The organism is Pseudomonas sp. NPDC089422 (assembly GCF_044749405.1).
In the GTDB taxonomy this organism is placed as follows: domain Bacteria; phylum Pseudomonadota; class Gammaproteobacteria; order Pseudomonadales; family Pseudomonadaceae; genus Aquipseudomonas.
This window is the reverse complement of the sequence record NZ_JBIVHW010000005.1, coordinates 38,044-56,368: the sequence shown is the minus strand read 5'-3', so window position 1 is coordinate 56,368 and position 18,325 is coordinate 38,044. Positions and strand designations below refer to the sequence as shown.

The following is an 18,325-nucleotide window of genomic DNA, read 5'->3' as shown; positions in this document are numbered from 1 at the left end:
CAATGGCTCAGAACTCACTGGCCCGAAACAGATGTAGGAGCAGGCTTGCCTGCGATGCGCCGCGCGGGCGGCGCTCGATCTCACAGGCGCTGAACTTCTCAAGCCCAGCGCCTCCAACCCCCACCTGCTCTCTACAGACCTTCGCCAAGCACCCGGTCGATGCTGTCGACGAAGTAGTCGACGCTCGCCCGGCTGGTGCACATCGGCGGCTTGATCTTGAGGATGTTCAGGTAGTCGCCGGTCGGCTGCATGAAGATCCCCAGTTCGCGCAGGCGGTCGCATAGCAGCATGGTTTCCTCGGTCGCCGGCTCCAGGGTTTCACGGTTGCGCACCAGCTCCAGCCCCAGGTAGAAGCCCGAACCATGCGCCGCGCCAGCCAGCGGGTGCTTGTCGACCAGCGCCTGCAGGCGCGCCTTGAAATAGCGCCCGGTATCGCGGGCGTTGTCCCACAGGCCTTCCTTCTGCATCACGTCCAGTACCGCCATGCCGATGCGGCAGCTGACCGGGCTGCCGCCGGCCGAGGAGAAGAAGTAGCCCTCGGCCTCCAGTGCTTCGGCGATCTCGCGGCGGGTGATCACCACGCCCAGCGGCTGGCCGTTGCCCATGCCCTTGGCCATGGTGATGATGTCGGGCACCACGCCTTGTTCCTCGAAGCCCCAGAAGTACTCGCCCAGGCGGCCATAACCGACCTGCACCTCGTCGGCTATGCACACGCCACCCCGGGCCCGGACCTTGGCATACGCGTCGCGCAGGTAACCGGCCGGCAGCGAAATGCCCCCGGCATTGCCGTACACCGGCTCGCAGATGATGCCGGCCAGCTGGCGTCCACGGGCATCGAGGTCGGCCAGCTTGGTGTCGACGTCGCGCAGGTAGTCGGCCGCCGTGTCGGCACCCCGGAAGCGGCCGCGGAAGGTGTTCGGCGCTTCAACCGGGTGCACCCAGTCGGGGCGGGTTTCCAGGGCCTGGGGGTTGTCGGCGATCGAGGTGGAAATGGCATCGGTGGCCACCGACCAGCCGTGGTAGGCCTCCAGCACGCTGAGCAGGTCGCGGCCACCGCTGTAGGCCCAGGCCAGGCGGATCGCCAGGTCGTTGGCCTCGGTGCCGCTGTTGACCATGAATACCCGGTCGAAGCCCTCCGGCGCGAGGTCGAGCAGGCGCTCGGAGAACTCGGTGATGGCGGCGTAGTGGAAGCGCGAGTTGGTGTTGAGCAGCGACCACTGACGCGCCGATTCGGCGACCATGCGTGGGTGGCCGTGGCCCAGTACGGCGACGTTGTTGAGCATGTCCAGGTACGAGCGACCCTGCAGGTCGATCAGGTAGTTGCGCCAGCCGCGTTCGATCTGCGGCGGCTGCGCGTAGTAGTGCTTCTGCGAGCGGGCGAAGCTGGCGTCGCGACGGGCCAGCAAGGCCTGCGGGTCGGGCAACGGTTCGGCGTCGCAATCGAAGCCCAGCAGCGCGGCCGGCGACGGGCACAGGGCCAGCCAGGCGTCAGCTTGCGACGGGGTGGCGAAGAACGGCGGCTGGATGTGGGTGTCGAGGCACAACTGGACACTGAGGAAGCCGCAGCTGCTGCCCAGGGATTGCCCTTTTGCCACGCCCTGGCCATCCGCCGGGGCATCCTCCAGGCCTTGCAACCACAAGGCCCAATGGGGCGTGCGCAGGCAGCCGCGGCCGTCGCCGTGACGTTGCCAGGTGCCCGCTTCGGGCGCCTGAACCGGGCTGCCATTGGGCACATGCAGCTCTACGCCAAGCGCGCAGGTCGCGGGCTCTTCGGGGCGATCGATATGGGTTTGTGACAGGCGATACTGGCCGTGCAGGCTGCAGGCCGGAGCAGGTTGCGCGCTCAGCAGGTGCTGATCGAAGCCCGCTTGTTCCCAGTTGCCGGCTTCGCAGTGCGCGCTGAGCACGCCAAGGTCGACTCGCTTGACCGGCTGCCCCACCAACTCGGGGAGCAGCGGCGCACAGTCAGTCAAGTCGGCTGCGTCGGCTTGCAGGCCGGCCGCCTGAAGAATGGCCGCCTCCATCAAGGCGAACGGCACGGCCGTGGCGGTATCGAAGATTTCCCATTCATGGGCGACATTGTCGCGGGTGTACTGGTTGTCCGGGTCCACGGCCAACTGCTGCGCGCTGCTCAGCACCAGCACCGCCGCACGGTTCAGCACCAAAGGCCACAGGGCACGCAGCTCGGCCTCGGTCAGCGGGTTGAGGGCCTGGTAGGCGCTGACTGCCGGCAGAATGCGCAGCGGGTCGCCTTCGGCATGGTGCAGCAGCGCTGCGCAGGTCACCGACAGGTCGGCGATGCGCCAGGTGCGCGACAGGTCGCCGAAGTCGATCACGCCCTGCAGTTGCCATTGACGCTGGTCGTCCCGGGCCCACACGGTGTTGTCGTCGGTAACGTCCAGGTGCACGGCCTGGGTCGGCAGGCGCGGCGCCAAGGGGGCCAGGCGCTCGCAGGCCAAACCCGTGGCCTGCTCGATGCGGGTGCGTTGTGCGGCGTCCTGCAGCACCGGCAGCAGGTGCTCGATCAGCATCTGGGCATGTTGCGGGTCCCATTGCAGGGTGCGCGCAAGGCCAGGGTGGTCGAAATCGGCCAGGACATTGTCGAGCCGTGCGCACAAGCTGCCCAGCTCAGCCATCAGGCGCGGCGGCATGTGCTTGAGGCGGGTCAGAGGCTGGCCGTCGATGTAGTCGAGCAGGCGCACGCGCAGGGGTTGCCCGTCGATGTCCACTGCCAGCAAGCTTTCGCCATCCTGCGCAGCTTGCACGGCGGGCACCGGCAAGCCCTGCTCGCGCAGGTAGGCCAGTGCGGCGTGCTGCGCCTGCAGTTCGACCTCGGCGTAGCTGCCGTGGCAGGCCTTGAGCACGTAGCGCCCATGCGCGGCGTCCAAGCGGAAATTCAGGTCCTGCTGGCTGCCCAGCGCAGTCAGGTCGCCATCCAGGCCGTAGTGCGCCTGCAGCAGCGCATGCGCCTGGGCTTCGCTGAGCGAAGGGCTGGGCAGGCCGGAACGCTGGATCAGCGTGTCGAGGGCAGGGGAGGCGGACGTTTGTTGTTGGCTGGACATGGGCTCTACCGTTGTTGCTGGGAGTTGACTGGAGAGAATCTATTCCCTATCTGGCTGATGATGAAAGACGATCGTGATCAGAATTATTGATTAATGGTCGAGCGGGCGGATGCCTGTCTTGGGATCGCAGCAGGGCTGACAGGTGCTTGCCGGGGGATTTGCAGCGCCTATCAGATCGAGCGCCGCCCGCGCGGCGCATCGCAGGCAAGCCTGCTCCTACATCTGTTTCGGGCCAATGAGTCCTATGGCAGACGCGCGCGTATCTCTTGGTGCATGGCTCGATGTCGCGTCGCCCAAACAAGGGGCCGCGCACCAATGCCTCAGAAATAATTGGCCCGAAACAGATGTAGGAGCAGGCTTGCCTGCGATGCGCCGCGCGGGCGGCGCTCGATCTGATAGGCGCTGCACATCTGTCGGCGAACACCTGGTAGCCGTAATGCGTTATCAGGCCTGGCCCATCAATGCCTCATGCCCAGCTCGGCGTCATCCATCAGCGCAGCCGCAACGGAAAAAGAGCGCCCGGAGTATCTTTGGGAAATGGACTGCAAGCTAGCGGTTAAATCTGATTCTAAATACTTCAGACATCCCCCAAAAACGCCGCTTCCAACAATTGTTTCGTATAAACATGTTGCGGCGCATGGAAGATCTCCCGCGCATCCCCTTGCTCCACCACATGCCCATGCTTGATCACCATCAACTGGTGGCTAAGCGCTTTCACCACCGCCAGGTCATGGCTGATGAACAGGTAAGTCAGGTTGTACTTGGCCTGCAGATTGCGCAGCAACTCCACCACCTGCCGCTGCACCGTGCGGTCCAGCGCCGAGGTCGGTTCATCCAGCAGGATCAGCGCCGGCTTCAACACCAGTGCCCGGGCAATGGCGATGCGCTGGCGCTGGCCACCGGAAAATTCATGGGGGTAGCGATGGCGGGTGCGGGGGTCCAGCCCCACTTCCTCCAGCGCCGCAACGATTGCGGCTTCCTGCTCTTCAGGCGTACCGATCTTGTGAATCCGCAGCCCCTCGCCAACGATATCCGCCACACACATGCGCGGGCTCAGGCTGCCAAAGGGGTCCTGGAACACCACCTGCATTTCCCGCCGCAGCGGCCGCACTGCCTTCTGGTTCATCCCTTCGAGCTGCTGGCCATGAAAGCGAATCCCGCCCTGGCTGGAGATCAACCGCAGAATCGCCAGCCCCAGTGTCGACTTGCCCGACCCGGATTCGCCAACAATCCCCAGCGTCTGCCCCTGGGGCAGGCTGAAGTTGATGCCGTCCACCGCCTTCACGTGGTCAACCGTCTTGCGCAGCAGCCCCTTCTTGATCGGGAACCAGACCTTCAGGTCATTCACCTCCAGCAACGGCGCACCCACTGGGTTATGCGCCGGCAAGCCGCTGGGCTCGGCATTGATCAGCATTTGTGTGTAGTGATGCTGCGGCGCACTGAACAGCGTGGCGCACTCGGCCTGCTCGACGATCTGCCCGCGCTGCATCACGCACACGCGGTGGGCGATGCGGCGCACCAGGTTGAGGTCGTGACTGATCAGCAGCAGGGCCATGCCTAACTTCGCCTGCAGCTTTTTCAGCAGGTCGAGAATCTTCAACTGCACGGTCACATCCAGTGCCGTGGTCGGCTCGTCGGCAATCAACAGCTCCGGCTCGTTGGCCAGGGCCATGGCGATCATCACCCGTTGGCGCTGGCCACCGGACAGCTCGTGGGGCAGCGCCTTCAGGCGCTTGCGCGGTTCGGGGATGCCGACCATTTCCAGCAGTTCCAGCGTTCGCGCTGTGGCTTCCTTGCCGGTCAGGCCCTTGTGCAGCAGGAGGATCTCGTTGATCTGCTTCTCGATGCAGTGCAGCGGGTTCAGCGAGGTCATCGGCTCCTGGAAGATCATTGCGATGCGGTTGCCGCGAATCCGCTGCAGGGTCTTTTCGTTCTGCTGCAGCAGGTCCTTGCCTTCATAGCGGATGCTGCCGCTGGGGTGGCGGGCCAGCGGGTAGGGCAGCAGGCGCAGGATCGAGTGCGCAGTGACGGATTTGCCCGAGCCGCTTTCGCCGACCAGGGCCAAGGTTTCGCCCTTGCGGATATCGAAGCTGATGCCATCGACCACCCGGTTGACCTGCTCGCCGGTGACAAACTCCACCGCCAGGTCGCGCACTTCGATCAGGTTCTGTTCGCTCATTTCACTTCCTCGGGTCGAAGGCATCGCGGGCGGATTCGCCGATGAACACCAGCAGGCTCAGCATGATCGCCAGCACGGCGAAGGCGCTGATGCCCAGCCACGGGGCTTGCAGGTTGGACTTGCCCTGCGCCACCAGTTCGCCCAGCGATGGCGCGCCGGGGGGCAGGCCGAAGCCGAGGAAGTCCAGCGCGGTCAGGGTGCCGATGGCTCCGGTGAGGATGAACGGCATGAACGTCATGGTCGAGATCATGGCATTGGGCAGGATGTGCCGGTACATGATCGCGCCGTTGCGCATCCCCAGGGCGCGGGCCGCGCGCACATATTCGAGGTTGCGGCCGCGCAGGAACTCGGCGCGCACCACATCCACCAGGCTCATCCATGAGAACAGCAGCATGATGCCCAGCAGCCACCAGAAGTTGGGCTGCACGAAGCTGGCGAGGATGATCAGCAGGTACAGCACCGGCAGGCCGGACCAGATTTCCAGGAAGCGCTGCCCGGCCAGGTCCACCCAGCCACCGTAGAAGCCCTGCAAGGCGCCGGCGATGACGCCGACGATGGAGCTCAATACCGTCAGGGTGATGGCGAACAGCACCGACACACGGAAGCCGTAGATCACCCGCGCCAGCACATCGCGGCCCTGGTCGTCGGTACCCAGCCAGTTATCTGCAGAGGGCGGCGCCGGGGCCGGAACGCGCAGGTCGTAGTTGATGCTCTGGTAGCTGAACGGGATCGGCGCCCAGACCACGAAGCTGTCTTTCTTCTGCAGCAGGTCGCGGATATACGGGCTCTTGTAGTTGGCCTCCAGCGGGAATTCGCCGCCGAAGGTGGTTTCCGGGTAGCGCTTGAATGCCGGGAAGTACCATGAGCCTTCGTAGCGCACGGCAATCGGCTTGTCGTTGGCGATCAGTTCGGCGCCCAGGCTCAGGCCGAACAGGATCAGGAACAGCCACAGCGACCACCAGCCTCGTCGGTTGGCCTTGAAGCGCTCGAAGCGCCGGCGGTTGAGGGGGGAGAGGGCCATGTCAGTGCTCCCGGCTGGAGAAGTCGATGCGTGGATCGACCAGGGTATAGGTCAGGTCGCCGATCAGTTTCACCACCAGCCCGAGCAGGGTGAAGATGAACAGGGTGCCGAAGACCACCGGGTAGTCGCGGTTGATCGCCGCCTCGAAACTCATCAGGCCCAGGCCGTCGAGGCTGAAGATCACCTCGATCAGTAGGGAACCGGTGAAGAAGATGCCGATGAACGCCGACGGGAAACCGGCAATCACCAGCAGCATGGCGTTGCGGAAGACATGCCCGTAAAGCACGCGCGGCCGGCTCAGGCCCTTGGCCTTGGCAGTGACCACGTACTGCTTGTTGATCTCGTCGAGGAAGCTGTTCTTGGTCAGCAGTGTCATGGTGGCGAAGTTGCCGATCACCAGTGCGGTGATCGGCAGCACCAGGTGCCAGAAGTAGTCGAGCACCTTGCCGGTGGTGGACAGTTCGTCGAAGTTGTTCGAGGTCAGGCCGCGCAGCGGGAACCAGTCGAAGTAGCTACCGCCGGCGAACAGCACGATCAGCAGGATGGCGAACAGGAACGCCGGGATGGCGTAGCCGACGATGATCGCCGAACTGGTCCAGACGTCGAAGTGGCTGCCATGGCGCACCGCTTTGGCGATGCCCAGCGGGATCGACACCAGGTACATGATCAGCGTGCTCCACAGCCCCAGCGAGATCGACACCGGCATCTTCTCGGCGATCAGGTCGATGACCTTGGCGTCACGGAAGAAGCTGTTGCCGAAGTCCAGCGTGGCGTAGTTCTTGACCATGATCCACAGGCGTTCGGGTGCCGACTTGTCGAAGCCGTACATGTGCTCGATCTCGGCGATCAGCGCCGGGTCCAGGCCCTGGGCGCCGCGGTAGCTGGAACCGGCTACGGAAACTTCGGCGCCGCCGCCAGCGATACGGCTGGTGGCGCCTTCGAAGCCTTCGAGCTTGGCGATCATCTGTTCCACCGGGCCGCCAGGGGCGGCCTGGACGATGATGAAGTTGATGATCAGGATGCCGAACAGGGTCGGGATGATCAGCAGCAGGCGGCGCAGGATATAGGCCAGCATGTCAGTTGGCCTCGACTGCAGGGGTTTTGACCGCTGGGGTCACGTTGGGCTTGATCCACCAGGTGTCGATGCCGACGTCGTACTTCGGTGATACCTTGGGGTGGCCGATGTGGTTCCAGTAGGCCACGCGCCAGGTCTTGATGTGCCAGTTGGGGATCACGTAGTAGCCCCACAGCAGCACGCGGTCCAGCGCACGGCAATGGTCGATCAGGCTCTGGCGCGAGTCGGCGTTGATCAGCGCTTCCACCAACTGGTCGATGGCCGGGTCGCGCAGGCCGATGAAGTTGCGGCTGCCGGGGTTGTCGGCCGAGACGCTGCTCCAGTATTCGCGCTGCTCGTTGCCGGGCGAGTTGGACTGGGAGAAGCCGCCGACGATCATGTCGTAGTCGCGCGAGCGCAGGCGGGTGATGTACTGCGAGACATCGACGCGGCGGATGTTCAGGTCGATGCCCAGGTCGGCGAGGTTGCGCTTGAATGGCAGCAGGATGCGCTCGAACTCGGTCTGTGCGAGCAGGAACTCGATCACCACCGGCTTGCCCTGGGCGTCGACCATCTTGTCGTCGACGATCTTCCAGCCGGCTTCCTGCAGCAGCTTGTAGGCCTTGCGCTGTTGCTCGCGGATCATGCCGCTGCCATCGCTGACCGGGTTGTGGAAGGCCTCGGTGAACGCCTGGTCGGGCACCTTGCCGCGCAGCGGCTCGAGGATCTTCAGCTCAGTGGCGCTGGGCAGGCCGCGGGCGGCCATTTCCGAGTTCTCGAAGTAGCTGCCGGTGCGGGTGTAGGCGCCGTTGAACAGCTGCTTGTTGGTCCATTCGTAGTCCAGCAACTGGCTCAGCGCCTCGCGCACGCGCACGTCCTGGAACAGCGGGCGACGGATGTTGAAGACGAAGCCCTGCATCCCGGTCGGGTTGCCGTTGGGCAGTTCTTCCTTGATCAGGCGGCCTTCGCGAACGGCCGGCACGTTGTAGGCGGTGGCCCAGTTCTTCGCGCTGATTTCCAGCGCGTAGTCGAAGGCACCGGCCTTCAGGGCTTCCAGGGCGACGGCAGTGTCGCGGTAGGAATCGAAGGTCATGGCGTCGAAGTTGTAGAAGCCGCGGTTGATCGGCAGGTCCTTGGCCCAGTAGTCCTTGACCCGCTCGTAGCGGATGGTCCGGCCGGCCTTGACCTCGGCAACCTTGTACGGGCCGCTGCCCAGGGGGATTTCCAGGTTGCCGCGGTTGAACTCGCGGTTTTCGTACCAGTGCTTGGGCAGCACCGGCAGTTGGCCGAGGATCAATGGCAGCTCGCGGTTGTTATTGTGCTTGAACTTGAACAGCACCCGCAGCGGGTCTTCGGCGAGCACCTCGGCGACGTCGCCGTAGTACTGGCGGTACAGCGGTGCGCCGTCCTTGATCAGGGTGTTGAAGGTGAACACCACGTCCTCGGCGCGCATCGGATGGCCATCGTGGAAGCGTGCCTCGGGGCGCAGGTAGAAGCGCACCCAGCTGTTGTCCGGGGCCTTCTCGATCTTGCCAGCCACCAGGCCGTACTCGGTGAACGGCTCATCCTGGCTCTGGCGCATCAGGGTGTCGTAGATGATGCTGACGTTATCGGCCGACACGCCCTTGCTGATGAACGGGTTGAGGCTGTCGAAGCCACCGAAGCTGGACTGGCGGAAGGTGCCGCCCTTGGGCGCATCGGGGTTGACGTAGTCGAAGTGCTTGAAGTCGGCCGGGTATTTCGGCGGCTCGTCGTACAAGGTCAGCGCGTGTTGCGGCGCGGCCAGCGCGGGCAGGCTCAGGCAGGCGAACAGCAGGCTGCAGGCCAGGCGATGCGTCGGCTTCATTGGGCTTTCTCCGAAGGCTTTATCCACCAGGTATTCAGCCCGAGGGTGTAGGGCGGCGTGGTGACGAAGGCGAACCGGTTGCGGTAGGCCAGGCGGTGATTGTCGAGGTACCAGTTGGGGATCATGTAGTACTGCCATGAGAGCACGCGGTCCAGGGCGCGGGCGGCGGCGACCTGGTCGTCGCGGGTGCGCGCGGCCAGCAGGGTGTCGAGCAGGTGGTCGACCACCGGGTCCTTGATCCCAGCATAGTTCTTGCTGCCCTTGGTCGAGGCCTGGCTGGAATGGAAGTACAGCCACTGTTCGAGGCCCGGGCTCAAGGTCTGGTTCAGGGTCATCAGGATCATGTCGAAGTCGAACAGGTCCAGGCGTTGTTTGTACTGGGCTCGGTCCACGGTGCGCAAGCGCGCATCGATACCGATGCTGGCCAGGTTTTCGACATAGGGTTGCAGGATGCGTTCGAGGCTCGGGTTCACCAGCAGCAGCTCCAGGCTGAACGGTTGGCCCTTGGCGTTGACCAGGCGCTGGCCGTCGAGCTTCCAGCCGGCCTGGTTGAGCAGGCCCAGGGCCTGGCGCAGGGTCTGGCGGCCGATGCCGCGCCCGTCGGTGTGGCTCACCTGGTAGGGCTGGGTGAACAGCTTGTCGGGCAGCTGGTCGCGGAACGGCGCCAGCAGCAGCCATTCCTTGCCAGTGGGTACGCCGCTGGCGGCGAACTCGCTGTTGGGGTAGTAGCTGCTGGCACGCCGGTAGGCGCTGCTGAACAGCGCACGGTTGGTCCACTCGAAATCGAGCATCAGGCCCAGTGCCTGGCGCACCCTGGGGTCGCTGAAGGTAGCCCGGCGGCTGTTCATGAACAGGCCCTGGGTCTGGGTGGGGATGCGGTGCGGGATCTGCGCCTTGATCACTTCGCCACGGCGCACGGCCGGGAAGTTGTATCCGTTGGCCCAGTTTTTCGCCTGGTGCTCGATATAGATGTCGAACTCACCGGCCTTGAACGCTTCGAAGGCCACGGTGGCATCGCGGTAGAACTCGTACTCGACGCGGTTGAAGTTGTACTTGCCGCGGTTTACCGCCAGGTCCTTGCCCCAGTAGTTCTTCACTCGCTCGAACACCAGGCGCCTGCCAGGTTCCACCTGAGTGATGCGGTACGGCCCGCTGCCCAGCGGCGGTTCGAAGGTGGTGGCCTCGAAGTCGCGCTTTTGCCAGTAGTGCTTGGGTAATACCGGCATTTCGCCCAGGCGCAGGATCAGCAGCGGGTTGCCGGCGCGCTTGAAGACGAAGCGGATGCGCAGCGGGCCGAGGATGTCGACGCGCTGCACTTCCTGCAGGTTGGTGCGGTAGATCGGGTGCCCTTGCTTGAGCAGGGTACGGTACGAGAACGCCACGTCGGCGGCGGTGATCGGCGTGCCGTCATGCCAGCGCGCTTCCGGGCGCAGGTTGAACACTACCCAGCTGCGGTCCTCGCTGTACTCCACCGAGCGGGCGATCAGGCCATAGCTGGAGGTGGGCTCGTCACCGGACGGGTCGTACTGGCCGGTGCCGATCATCAGCGTTTCGTTGAGCTCGCTGACGCCATACTGCAGGAAGTTCGGCGTGGTGACCGGGCTGGTGCCCTTGAAGGTGTAAGGGTTTAGCGTATCGAAGGTGCCGAATGCCATGGCCCGCAAGGTACCGCCCTTGGGCGCTTGCGGGTTGACCCAGTCGAAGTGGGTGAATGTGGCTGGGTACTTGAGCGTGCCGAACTGCGCGTATCCGTGGCTTTCGCTCACCATCGCGACGGCGGGGAAGCTCAAGGCCAGGCTGAGTGACAGCAGGAGGGGACGTATCAAGTCGGCATCCGATCCAGAGGCGTTGGGCTTTGGTCGGGGTACAGTAACAGCTTGCCGGGTATGGAAAAAGAGAGAGGCCGCAGGCTATCGGATGCTCGCGCTTGCAGGAGCGGCCTCGCGTCGCGAAAGGCCGCCCCTACAATCAGTGCGACAGGTAGACGGTCAGGGTCTGGCCCGGCTTGAGTGCATGCCCGCTGCGCGGGTTCCAGCGCTTGAGGTGCTGCATCTCGACATTGAAACGTTTGGCTACAAGATAAAGCGAATCACCCTTGCGCACCTTGTACTGGGTGGAACGCTGCCCGGAGGCGGCCACGCGGTTGCCTGCGGCGCTCGGCGCGCTGCCGCCGCGCAGGGCCAGGACCTGGCCAGCCTTGACGCGATTGCCCGGCAGTTTGTTCCAGCGCTGGATGTCCTTGACTGCAACGCGGTTGGCCTTGGCGATGCTGTTCAGGCTGTCGCCACGCTTGACCCGGTAGCTGCGCGCCGCAGGCCCTTTGGCTTCGGCCACGGCAGCGGCGAACACGGCCTTGTTCGGCTGCAGGCTGACCAGTTGCTCGGGCTTGAGGTTGGACAGGCTGTCGCTGAGCAGTTGCGCCTTGGCGGTCGGCACCAGCAGCTGCTTGGGGCCATCCACGGTCATGCGTTTCTTGAAGGCCGGGTTGAGCTGGATCAGTTCGTCTTCGTCGATGTTGGCGAAGGCGGCAACCCGCGACAGGTCGAGGCGGTCGTTGATGGCCACCGCTTCGAAGTAGGGCTCGTTGGCGATCGGCGTAAGGTTCACACCATAGGCTTCGGGCGTGGAGACCACCTGCGACAGTGCCAGCAGTTTGGGCACGTAGTCACGGGTTTCCTGCGGCAGCGGCAGGTTCCAGTAATCGGTGGGCAGGCCGAGCTTCTCGTTGCGCTCGATGGCACGGCTGACGGTGCCTTCGCCCGCGTTGTAGGCCGCCAGGGCCAGCAACCAGTCGCCGTTGAACATGTCGTGCAGGCGGGTCAGGTAGTCCAGCGCGGCGTTGGTCGACGCGGTGATGTCGCGACGGCCATCGTAGAAGTTGGTCTGGCGCAGGTTGAAATGGCGACCGGTGGCCGGCATGAACTGCCACATGCCCGCTGCGCTGGCGCGCGAGTAGGCCATTGGGTTGTAGGCACTTTCGATCGCCGGCAGCAGCGCGAGCTCCAGTGGCATGTCGCGTTCTTCAAGGCGCTCGACGATGTAGTGCAGGTAGAGGCTGCCGCGCTCGCCGGCGCTCTCGAGGAACGTCGGGTTGCTGGCGAACCACAGGCGCTGTTGCTCGATGCGCGGGTTGACATCGATGTTGTCCTGCAGGGCGAAGCCCTGGCGCATGCGCTCCCACACATCCTGCGGCGGTTCGGCAGGCTTGACCGCCAGCGGCGAGGGCTTGTGCTTGATCCGTGCCTGGTAGTTGTGCGCGCGAACGCTGTCGGCTTCGTCGAGCTGACGGGTGCTCTGGCAGCCCACCAGGGTGGCGGCCAGCGCCAGCGCACTGATTTGGGCCAGGCGCGTCAGGGCGACTGAATGAGCGGTTCTGCGGCTACGGGAAGACATCGGCTGACACAGGTTTCCGGGCGAAAAATTTCGGCGATTCTAGAAACCGCTCCCGCCTGGGTCAACCGTTGTGAACCCTCTGCGATATATCTTGAGGTTATCAGAAGGTGTCCTTCCAAGACCTCAAAGCAGCAAAAACAGTGACCTGCGAGTCGTTTGAATGTCCCTTCCATTCGTCTGCTTTTTGTTTAACTAATGTTTCAGCGGTACGCAGGAAGGGGTTGGTCAGGCGCTCAAGACCGATCGTTGATGGCAAGGTGATGCGATTTTCGGCGCGCAACCGGGTAACGTCTTCGAACCGCTGCAGAACGTGCGGGTTGGTGGGCTCCACGGCCTTGGCGAAGCGCAGGTTGCTCAAGGTGTATTCGTGGGTGCAGTAGACTTCGGTCTGCGCCGGCAGCGCTGCCAGGCGGGCGAGGGCAGGCTGCATCTGCTCCGGCGTGCCTTCGAACATGCGCCCGCAGCCGGCGGCGAACAAGGTGTCGCCGCAGAACAGCAGCGGTGTTGCCGGCTGGTCGCTGAAGTAGGCGATATGCCCGAGGGTGTGGCCCGGCACGGCCAGCACCTGGAAGTTCATGCCCAGCACGCTGATCTGGTCGCCCTCATCCAGCGCCAGGTCGCGACCCGGGATCTGCTCGCGGGCGGGGCCGCAGACGCGGGCACCGGTCTTTTGCTTGAGGCGTTCGACACCGCCGACATGGTCATGGTGGTGGTGGGTCACCATGATGGTGTCCAGCGCCCAGCCGGGGTTGGTGGCCAGCCAGGCCTCCACCGGGCCGGCATCGCCGGGGTCGACCACCGCGCAACGGCGTTTGGCAGTATCCTGTAACAACCAGATGTAGTTGTCGGAGAAAGCGGGAAGAGCGTCGATCTGTATCATGGTGCGGATCCGTATCGCCTGGCGTGGCACATGAGGGCATCTTAGCCGCGATGGCGCGGTGCGAGAACCTTCGAGGGAGAGCGCAATGACCGACCAAGCCTTTGCTCAGGCCGACCCGGAATGGGTCGAACTGATCAGCCTGGCCCGTGAGTGGTTCAACGGCCCACTCGGCCAGCTGATGTTGAAGGAAGAAGAAAAACTGCTGGAAGAGGAGCTCGGGCGCTTCTTCGGTGGCTACCTCGTGCACTATGGCCCCTGCGCCGAGGCGCCGCCCAGCGCGCCCCAGGTGCAGCGCAACGTGCGCCTTGGCGCACCGCTGCCGGGGGTGGAAATCGTCTGCGAGGAACAGGCCTGGCCACTGAGCGAGCACGCCGCCGACGTGGTGGTGCTGCAGCACGGACTGGACTTCAGCCTGTCGCCCCATGGCCTGCTGCGCGAAGCCGCCAGTGCGGTGCGCCCCGGTGGGCACCTGCTGATCGTCGGCATCAATCCATGGAGCGCTTGGGGCATGCGCCACTTCTTCAGCCATGGCGCCTTGCGCAAGGCGCGCTGCATCTCGCCATCGCGGGTTGGCGACTGGCTCAATCTGCTGGGCTTCGCGCTGGAGAAACGCCGCTTCGGGTGCTATCGTCCGCCGCTCACTTCGCCGGCCTGGCAGCAACGCCTGGCAGGCTGGGAACGGATGGCGGGCGGCTGGCAGAGTGCCGGCGGCGGGGTCTACCTGCTGGTGGCGCGCAAGATGGTGGTCGGCCTGCGGCCGTTGCGCCAGGTGCGCCGCGAGCCGATGGGCAAGCTGCTGCCGCTGCCGTTGGCCAAGGTCAACCGCAGCGCCGCCAACCCGGATACCGAAAAGCACTGAACATGAGTGGTACATGAGCGATAGCGTCGAGATGTATACCGATGGCGCCTGCAAGGGCAACCCCGGCCCGGGCGGCTGGGGCGTCCTGCTGGTCTTCAAGGGCGTCGAGAAGGAACTGTGGGGCGGCGAGCGCGAAACCACCAACAACCGCATGGAACTGATGGCGGCGATCCAGGGGCTGATGGCGCTCAAGCGTGAGTGCGAGGTGGTGCTGACCACCGACTCGCAGTACGTGATGAAGGGCATCAACGAGTGGATGGCCAACTGGAAGAAGCGCGGCTGGAAGACCGCGGCCAAGGAACCGGTGAAGAACGCCGACCTGTGGCAATTGCTCGACGAGCAGGTCAACCGCCACAAGGTCACCTGGAAGTGGGTGCGCGGGCACATCGGCCACCCCGGCAACGAACGCGCCGACCAGCTGGCCAACCGCGGCGTCGAGGAAGTGCGCGCCAAGCGTTGAGCTGCGGTACAATCGCCGCCTTTGTAACTGATGCAAGTTGGAGCGCCCCGCGTGGAGCAGCAGCAAGATAAACGCCTGGTCATTCTCGATACCGAAACCACCGGTATGCCGGTCAGCGAAGGCCACCGGATCATCGAGATCGGCTGTGTCGAGGTCATGGGGCGGCGCCTGACCGGGCGGCACTTCCACGTCTACCTGCAACCCGACCGCGAAAGTGACGAAGGCGCGATCAACGTCCACGGCATTACCGATGCGTTCCTGGTCGGCAAGCCGCGCTTCGCCGATGTGGCCGAAGAATTCTTCGAATTCATCCAGGGCGCCACCCTGGTCATCCACAACGCGGCGTTCGACGTCGGCTTCATCAACAACGAGTTCGCTTTGCTGGGGCAGAGCGACCGCGCCGACATCGCCAACCACTGCACCATCCTCGATACCCTGCTGCTGGCCCGTGCCCGCCACCCGGGGCAGCGCAACAGCCTCGATGCGCTGTGCAAACGCTACGACATCGACAACTCTGGCCGTGAGCTGCACGGCGCGTTGCTCGACTCCGAGTTGCTGGCGGACGTCTACCTGGCGATGACCGGTGGCCAGACCAGCCTGTCGCTGGCTGGGCACGGGGCCGACGCTGACGGTGACGGGCAGGGGGCGACGGGCAGCGAGATCCGTCGCATCGTCGGGCGCGCGCCAGGGCGGGTGATCATGGCCTCTGCCGAGGAGCTGGAGGCACATGCCGAGCGGCTGGCAGCGGTGGCCAAGTCGGCGGGCGGGCCATCGATGTGGCAGGCCCTGACCGAGACACCGGCTGGCTGATCCGTAAGCCTGTACCGGCCTCTTCGCGGGCAAGCCCGCTCCTACAGGGATCGCATAACTTCTGTGGGCTTGCCCGCGAAGAGGCCGGTACAGGCAGCACAAGGCCAACTACCCTTAACAGGACAACAAGTCCTGCGAGGGTAGCAGCCGGATGTACAAGGACCTCAAGTTCCCCATCCTCATCGTCCACCGTGCGATCAAGGCCGACAGCGTTGCCGGCGAGCGCATCCGCGGCATCGCCGAGGAACTGAGCCAGGACGGCTTTGCCATCATCAAGGCTGCCGATCACACCGAGGCGCGCCTGGTCGCCACCACCCACCACGGCCTGGCCTGCATGCTGATCGCCGCCGAAGGCGTCGGCGACAACACCCACCTGCTGCAGAATATGGCCGAGCTGATCCGCCTGGCCCGCTTGCGTGCACCTGACCTGCCGATTTTCGCCCTGGGCGAACAGGTCACCCTGGAAAACGCCCCGGCCGAGGCCATGAGCGAGCTCAACCAGCTGCGTGGCATCCTCTACCTGTTCGAAGACACCGTGCCATTTCTCGCCCGCCAGGTGGCGCGCGCCGCACACAACTACCTCGACGGGCTGCTGCCGCCGTTCTTCAAGGCCCTGGTGCAGCACACCGCTCAGTCCAACTACTCGTGGCACACACCCGGCCACGGCGGTGGCGTGGCCTACCGCAAGAGCCCGGTGGGCCAGGCATTCCACCAGTTCTTCGGCGAGAATACGCTGCGTTCGGACTTGTCAGTTTCGGTGCCGGAGCTGGGCTCGCTGCTCGATCACACCGGCCCCCTGGCCGAAGCCGAGGCCCGTGCAGCACGCAACTTCGGCGCCGATCACACCTTTTTCGTCATCAATGGCACCTCCACCGCCAACAAGATCGTCTGGCATGCCATGGTGGGCCGCGATGACCTGGTGCTGGTCGACCGCAACTGCCACAAGTCGGTGGTCCACGCCATCATCATGACTGGCGCGATCCCCATCTACCTGTGCCCGGAGCGCAACGAGCTAGGCATCATCGGGCCGATTCCGCTCAGCGAATTCAGCCCTGAATCGATCCAGGCCAAGGTTCAGGCCAACCCTCTGGCAGCGGGGCGGGAGCCGCGGATCAAGCTGGCGGTGGTGACCAATTCCACCTACGACGGGCTGTGCTACAACGCCGGGCTGATCAAGCAGGCGCTGGGCAGCAGCGTCGAGGTGCTGCACTTCGACGAGGCCTGGTTCGCCTATGCGGCGTTCCATGAGTTTTTCGAGGGCCGCTACGCCATGGGCACCGCGTGCAGCGAGAGCAGCCCGCTGGTGTTCAGTACCCACTCCACCCACAAGCTGCTGGCTGCCTTCAGCCAGGCCTCGATGATCCACGTGCAGGACGGCGCCCAGCGCCAGCTGGACCGCGACCGCTTCAACGAAGCGTTCATGATGCATATTTCCACCTCGCCGCAATACAGCATCCTCGCCTCGCTGGACGTGGCCTCGGCCATGATGGAAGGCCCGGCCGGGCGCTCGCTGCTGCAGGAGATGTTCGACGAAGCCCTGAGTTTCCGCCGCGCCCTGGCAAACCTGCGCGAGCACATCGCCGCTGATGACTGGTGGTTCAGCATCTGGCAGCCGCCAGCGGCGGAGGGCATCCATCGCCTGGCCGCGCAGGACTGGCTGCTGCAGCCGGGGGCTGAGTGGCATGGCTTTGGCGAAGTGGCCGACGACTATGTGCTGCTCGACCCGCTCAAGGTGACCTTGGTGATGCCTGGGCTCAGTGCCGGTGGCGTACTGGGCGAGCGCGGCATTCCGGCGGCGGTGGTCAGCAAGTTTCTCTGGGAGCGTGGGCTGGTGGTGGAAAAGACCGGTCTTTACAGCTTCCTGGTGTTGTTCTCGATGGGCATCACCAAGGGCAAGTGGAGCACGTTGCTCACCGAATTGCTGGAGTTCAAGCGCCACTACGACGGCAACACGGCGCTGAGTGCCTGCCTGCCGAGTGTCGTCGCGGTCGATGCCGTGCGTTACCAGGGCCTTGGGCTGCGCGACCTGTGCGATCAGTTGCATGACTGCTACCGTGCCAATGCCACGGCCAAGCAGCTCAAGCGCTTGTTCACGCGTCTACCGGAAGTGGCCGTGAGCCCGGCGCGGGCCTATGACCAGATGGTGCGGGGGGAAGTGGAAGCGGTGCCGATCGAAGCATTGCTGGGCCGGGTCGCGGCGGTGATGCTGGTGCCGTACCCGCCGGGGATTCCGCTGATCATGCCGGGCGAGCGGTTCACCGAAGCGACCCGCTCGATCCTCGATTACCTGGCGTTCGCCCGGGCCTTCAACAGTGGCTTCCCGGGCTTTGTCGCCGATGTGCATGGCCTGCAGAATGAAAGCGGCCAGTACACGGTCGACTGCATCAAGGAATGCGAATGATCTCGACGCCGGTCTGTGCCAGCTCGAAGCGGTTTTCACCCAGGTGGTTGACGCGGTCACCGATGGCCAGGCGGTAGGTGGTGATCGGGGCACCCAGTGCGCTGCCGTCCGCCTGCAGGGTGGACTCCTGGAACTCGTGGACGGGGTAGATACGGCCTTCGGCGTCACGGGCGTGGAATTGGCCGACCATTACTGCTGCCATTTGGGGAGAAACCTCTGAATTACGTAGGAAATGTCTGCAGACATAGACCGTGAAAGATACCTGGAAGTTTTCGGGCGGTGGAAAAAAATCCAGGCCGCCGAGGAACGGTCATCTATAACTACAGACGACCCTTTTCCCAGCAAAGGATGGATCACGCC

The 18,325-nt window shown here is 64.5% G+C and carries 13 protein-coding genes; 4 read left to right on the top strand and 9 right to left on the bottom strand.

Annotated elements, in window-relative coordinates; translation table 11 throughout:
- Positions 1 to 131: 131 nt before the first annotated feature.
- From ACIPZ8_RS10970 to gloB, 8 genes are all read right to left on the bottom strand, one after another.
- On the bottom strand, positions 132 to 3,062 hold the full coding sequence (locus ACIPZ8_RS10970) for an aminotransferase (protein WP_400722597.1): 2,931 nt from the start codon (positions 3,060 to 3,062) through the stop codon (positions 132 to 134).
- 577 nt (positions 3,063 to 3,639) lie between these two features.
- Entirely contained in the window at positions 3,640 to 5,241 is a 1,602-nt protein-coding gene (locus ACIPZ8_RS10965; protein ID WP_400722594.1) for an ABC transporter ATP-binding protein, read from the bottom strand.
- 1 nt (position 5,242) lies between these two features.
- The gene (locus ACIPZ8_RS10960; RefSeq protein WP_400722591.1) at positions 5,243 to 6,262 is read right to left on the bottom strand and encodes an ABC transporter permease; all 1,020 of its coding nucleotides are present in this window, start codon (positions 6,260 to 6,262) and stop codon (positions 5,243 to 5,245) included.
- A gap of 1 nt (position 6,263) precedes the next feature.
- On the bottom strand, positions 6,264 to 7,337 hold the full coding sequence (locus tag ACIPZ8_RS10955; protein WP_400722588.1) for a microcin C ABC transporter permease YejB: 1,074 nt from the start codon (positions 7,335 to 7,337) through the stop codon (positions 6,264 to 6,266).
- Position 7,338: 1 nt separating this feature from the next.
- Positions 7,339 to 9,162: an extracellular solute-binding protein gene (locus ACIPZ8_RS10950; protein ID WP_400722586.1), complete on the bottom strand. Its 1,824-nt coding sequence runs from the start codon at positions 9,160 to 9,162 to the stop codon at positions 7,339 to 7,341.
- On the bottom strand, positions 9,159 to 10,985 hold the full coding sequence (locus ACIPZ8_RS10945; RefSeq protein ID WP_400723281.1) for an extracellular solute-binding protein: 1,827 nt from the start codon (positions 10,983 to 10,985) through the stop codon (positions 9,159 to 9,161). Before ACIPZ8_RS10945 ends, ACIPZ8_RS10950 begins: the two co-directional genes overlap by 4 nt.
- A gap of 145 nt (positions 10,986 to 11,130) precedes the next feature.
- Positions 11,131 to 12,555: a transglycosylase SLT domain-containing protein gene (locus tag ACIPZ8_RS10940; protein WP_400722583.1), complete on the bottom strand. Its 1,425-nt coding sequence runs from the start codon at positions 12,553 to 12,555 to the stop codon at positions 11,131 to 11,133.
- Positions 12,556 to 12,655: 100 nt separating this feature from the next.
- Positions 12,656 to 13,435, bottom strand: a complete 780-nt coding sequence (gloB, locus tag ACIPZ8_RS10935) for a hydroxyacylglutathione hydrolase (protein ID WP_400722580.1) — start codon at positions 13,433 to 13,435, stop codon at positions 12,656 to 12,658.
- A gap of 85 nt (positions 13,436 to 13,520) precedes the next feature.
- Between gloB and ACIPZ8_RS10930 the strand changes: the two genes are divergently transcribed.
- From ACIPZ8_RS10930 to ACIPZ8_RS10915, 4 genes are all read left to right on the top strand, one after another.
- Positions 13,521 to 14,294 (top strand): class I SAM-dependent methyltransferase, encoded by a 774-nt coding sequence (locus ACIPZ8_RS10930; protein ID WP_400722577.1) that lies wholly within the window; start codon positions 13,521 to 13,523, stop codon positions 14,292 to 14,294.
- A 13-nt stretch (positions 14,295 to 14,307) separates the two neighbouring features.
- Entirely contained in the window at positions 14,308 to 14,754 is a 447-nt protein-coding gene (gene rnhA / locus ACIPZ8_RS10925) for a ribonuclease HI (protein ID WP_054884018.1), read from the top strand.
- A gap of 51 nt (positions 14,755 to 14,805) precedes the next feature.
- Complete coding sequence (gene dnaQ / locus ACIPZ8_RS10920; RefSeq protein ID WP_400722573.1) at positions 14,806 to 15,564, top strand: DNA polymerase III subunit epsilon; 759 nt, start codon at positions 14,806 to 14,808, stop codon at positions 15,562 to 15,564.
- 151 nt (positions 15,565 to 15,715) lie between these two features.
- Positions 15,716 to 17,965, top strand: coding sequence for an Orn/Lys/Arg decarboxylase N-terminal domain-containing protein (locus tag ACIPZ8_RS10915; RefSeq protein ID WP_400722570.1), 2,250 nt, complete (start codon positions 15,716 to 15,718; stop codon positions 17,963 to 17,965).
- Here the strand turns inward: ACIPZ8_RS10915 and ACIPZ8_RS10910 are convergent.
- A complete protein-coding gene (locus tag ACIPZ8_RS10910) occupies positions 17,949 to 18,167 on the bottom strand; it encodes a hypothetical protein (protein ID WP_027919089.1) in 219 nt (72 codons plus the stop codon). The genes ACIPZ8_RS10915 and ACIPZ8_RS10910 overlap by 17 nt on opposite strands.
- Positions 18,168 to 18,325: the final 158 nt, after the last annotated feature.